The sequence below is a fragment of the Streptomyces sp. NRRL WC-3549 genome (genome assembly GCF_000721935.1).
In the GTDB taxonomy this organism is placed as follows: domain Bacteria; phylum Actinomycetota; class Actinomycetes; order Streptomycetales; family Streptomycetaceae; genus Streptomyces.
Map to the genome: position 1 here is coordinate 56,872 of NZ_KL585437.1, position 3,548 is coordinate 60,419.

A 3,548-nucleotide genomic window follows, 5' to 3' on the forward strand; every position below is an offset into this window, starting at 1 on the left:
CAGCCGCTCGGCCGGCAGGACGCCCAGCAGCAGCGCCGCGGACATCCCGAGCTGCCCGAGCAGCGTCGCCAGCTCGGGACGCGGCGCCAGCAGCCCCAGCGCCGCCCCCAGGCCGGACAGCGCGGCCCCGGACAGCGGGACGACGGCGACGAGCACCCAGAGGTGGGTCAGCGGCAGCCCGAACAGCGCGCTGCCCGCCACCGCCGTGACCACGGTCCCCGGCACGGTGAAGGAGGCGTAGGCGCCCGCCGCCCCCAGCACCACCGCGGCCGGCGGCACCGGCAGGGTGGCGTAGTGGTCCAGACCGCCGCCCGCCCGGAGCTGGCCGAAGTACTGGGCGAGCAGGTTGAGCGCGACGAAGGCCACGACCAGCACGCTGGAGCCGGCGACGACGGCCCGCGCCTCGGTCCCGCCGTCGACGACCCCGCGCATCAGGACCATGATCCCGACGGACTGGAAGGTGGCGACGAAGAGGAGCGGGATACGGGCCACCCTCGCCCGTGACAGCTGCGCCCGGTAGACCGCGGCCAGTGAGGGCAGCAGCCGGGCCCGCGGCGCGAGGGGGGCGGGGGCGGTGCGGGCGGTGGGGCCCGGCCGGCCGGTGGAGGTGCGGGCCGGGCGGCCGGACGCCTTCCGCGCGGCCTCCGCGGGAACGATGCTCGTCACCTGGCGCTGCTCCCCTTCGACTTCGGACACTTCGTGTTCACGCCTTCACCAGCCCTCCGGCGGCCCCCGCCGCCCGCGCCGCGTCGCCGCCGAGCGCCAGATACACGTCCTCCAGGCTGGGGGTGGCCAGCGTGAAGTCGTCCAGCGAGGAGAACGCCGCCCCGCCGGTCACCGCGGCGACCGCCGCCCGCGCCTCGTCCGGGCCGAGCCGCAGCACCCACCGGCGCCCCGACTCCTGCGCCGACGCGCGGAGCGCGGCCACCTCGGGGACGTCCAGCGGTGCCCGCTCGCGCCACACCAGCTCGACGCGCACCTCGCCGGCCACCCGTTCCTTGAGCCCCGTGGGGGTGTCGCAGGCGATGACCTTGCCGCGCTCCATGACCGCGACCCGGTCCAGGACGGTCTCGGCCTCGATCACGTTGTGGGTGACGAGCAGGACCGTCGTGCCGTTCTCGGCCCGCCGCCGGTCGACGGCGGACCAGACGGCGCGCCGGGCGACCGGGTCCATGCCGGTCGTCGGTTCGTCGAGGACGAGGAGGGGCCGCTCACCGACGAGCGTGGCGGCGAAGCAGGCGAGCCGGCGCTGACCGCCGGAGAGCTTCTTCAGGGGGCGCCCGGCGAGCTGGGTGAGCCCCAGCTCCTCCAGTACGTCGTCCCGCACGGCCCGCGCCTCGCCGGCGGGCAGTCCGCGCAGCCGCCCCGTGGTCTCGGCGGCGAGGGAGACGGTCAGCTCGTCGAGTGCCGTGGACTCCTGCCCGAGGTAGCCGACGAGCCGGGAGGCCCGCTCGGGATGGCGCACGAGGTCGTGGCCCAGCACCTCGACACTGCCGGAGTCGGGCCGCATGAGCCCGGTGAGCTGGCGCACGAGGGTGGACTTGCCCGCCCCGTTGGGTCCGAGCAGCCCGAAGATCTCTCCGCGCCGGACGTCGAGGCTGATCCCGTCGGTGGCCCGCACCTCAGGGGCGGCGGCGCGGCCGCGCCGGCCGCGCACGGCGGGGTAGGTCTTGACCAGCTCACGCACCGCGCACACGGTCCCGGTCTCTGCCTGTGCTGCGCCCGTACTCACGAGGTACGAGGGTACGGGGTCGGATGCCCCCCATCGCGGCCGGGTCCGCCGGCCGCCGCCGTACCCGGGGCCTTCCTACTCGCCCGCCGGGGCGGGTTCGGCGGCGGTGGTCACGTCGATCTCCCGCCAGAAGCCCGCGCGGATCGCGTAGCGGTCGTGCTCGTCGATCTGGTCGTCCTTGTGCGCGAGCAGTCCGAACCGGGCCGCGTACCGGAGCAGTTCGCCGTCGATCCGGTGCGGGATACGGGGGTACATGGTGGACAGCTTCTGCAGGTGGGCCGTTTCGGGGAGGCGTTCCATCCAGCGCCGGGCGAAGACCTGGCCGACCTCGAAGGGGTCGCCGCCGACGGTGGTGATGTCCTCCTCCCGGTCCGCCCAGCGCTGTTCGGCGCTGGTGAGCTGGGCCAGGGTCGGCAGGGACGCGGTCTCGGTCGGTTCGCCGAGCGGTCCGCCGCGCTCCACCCACCCCTTGTCGGACGACCAGCGCAGGGTGGCGTTGCCGGCGGACTGCGGTACGGGCGCGGGGGCGGCCCGGTCCCCTGCGGTCCGCAGGGCCGCCAGGTCCTTGGGGGTGGGGACGCCCTTGTGGTTCGGGGTGGGCTGCGGCTGGGCGGCGGGCCGGGCGGCCGGTTCGGCGGTGCCGTTGCGGGCGGCCGCGGCCTGCGCCTCCGAGGCGCGCTCGGCCGAGGCGGCGAGCGCGGCCTCGGGCAGCGGTGCGGAGAGGATCGCGGCGATCTCGGGGCGCGGGACGGGCGGGGGCGCGCAGACGCCGCCGGTGTCCTTCGCGCGTACCGCCTGGGTGATCCAGGCCCGGTCCAGCACCCGGCGTTCGTCGGCCTCGGCGACCAGGTCCTCCGACTGGTTGTAGTCGCCGTCGGCCGCCTGGACCGCCCAGAGGTGGACGGCCACGCCGTGTTCCTTGGCGGACATCAGCCCGGGCAGCAGATCGCCGTCGCCGGTCACCAGCACCACGTCGGAGCAGGCACGGTTCCTGGCCAGTTCGGTGAGTTCGGCGTGCATGGCCGCGTCGACGCCCTTCTGCGCCCACCGGCCGTCACTGCGGGTGAGGGCCCCCAGCCGAACCGTCACCCGGGGCATCACCCGCAGCCGGCGGTGCTCGGGCTGCGGTACGCGGTCGGGGGCGCCGTCGAACCAGTAGATGCGGAGCAGGGGCTGCTCCGTGTCGGCCTCGGCGCGCAGCCGCAGCCCCTGGATCAGGGCGGCGTGATCGACGGTGATGCGGGAACGTGCGGGCTCCCCGGCCAGCAGGCTCGCGGCCGCGCCCAGCAGGTAACCGGCGTCCACCAGGACGACGCAACGGTCCACGCGTTCCACCCTCTTCCAGGAATTCGGGAACGGATCGGCGGACCTGGTCGTGGGGGATGGTCCGCTTGTCCGGGTTCGCTTACTCAGGGTTTCCTTCGAGTCTGCCCGACGGAACGGGCGTTAACGTCCGGAACTCGATCATCGGCGTGGCGGATCGGGAAAACGGCGCATGATACAGGCCGAATTACACTGAGTAATGATCCAACATGCGGCTTATCGGGTGGTATGTGAATCTGACAGCGGTCCTGGCCCGCACGATTCCCCTCAGGAGGCATCACCCATGGCCAAGAACAAGAACCGCAAGCAGGGCAGCCGGCACGACCGGGTCTCCACCGCCGAGCGCGGCAACGAGGAGGCCAAGTCGTCGAACCCGTTCGAGTCGCAGGACCGGTCGCAGGCCCAGGGCAGCCCTGCGGACGTGGCCCGTAAGCACCAGCGCCGCTTCGGCCACAACTGACCGCTCCCCGTACCCGCGAGAGGGGCGCCCCGC

Annotated in this window: 4 protein-coding genes; 1 reads left to right on the plus strand and 3 read right to left on the minus strand. The window is 74.3% G+C overall.

Features of this window, described 5'->3' with window-relative positions:
• From IH13_RS0132070 to IH13_RS0132080, 3 genes are all read right to left on the minus strand, one after another.
• Nucleotides 1-666 (minus strand): hypothetical protein (locus IH13_RS0132070; protein ID WP_031089939.1); only part of this gene is annotated, 666 nt, incomplete at its 3' end.
• A gap of 37 nt (nt 667-703) precedes the next feature.
• On the minus strand, nt 704-1,696 hold the full coding sequence (locus IH13_RS0132075) for an ABC transporter ATP-binding protein (RefSeq protein WP_031089941.1): 993 nt from the start codon (nt 1,694-1,696) through the stop codon (nt 704-706).
• A 111-nt stretch (nt 1,697-1,807) separates the two neighbouring features.
• Nucleotides 1,808-3,067 (minus strand): NYN domain-containing protein, encoded by a 1,260-nt coding sequence (locus IH13_RS0132080; protein ID WP_031089943.1) that lies wholly within the window; start codon nt 3,065-3,067, stop codon nt 1,808-1,810.
• Nucleotides 3,068-3,338: 271 nt separating this feature from the next.
• On the opposite strand from IH13_RS0132080, the gene IH13_RS44160 reads away from it, so the two are divergent.
• Nucleotides 3,339-3,515 (plus strand): hypothetical protein, encoded by a 177-nt coding sequence (locus IH13_RS44160; protein WP_199814917.1) that lies wholly within the window; start codon nt 3,339-3,341, stop codon nt 3,513-3,515.
• Nucleotides 3,516-3,548: the final 33 nt, after the last annotated feature.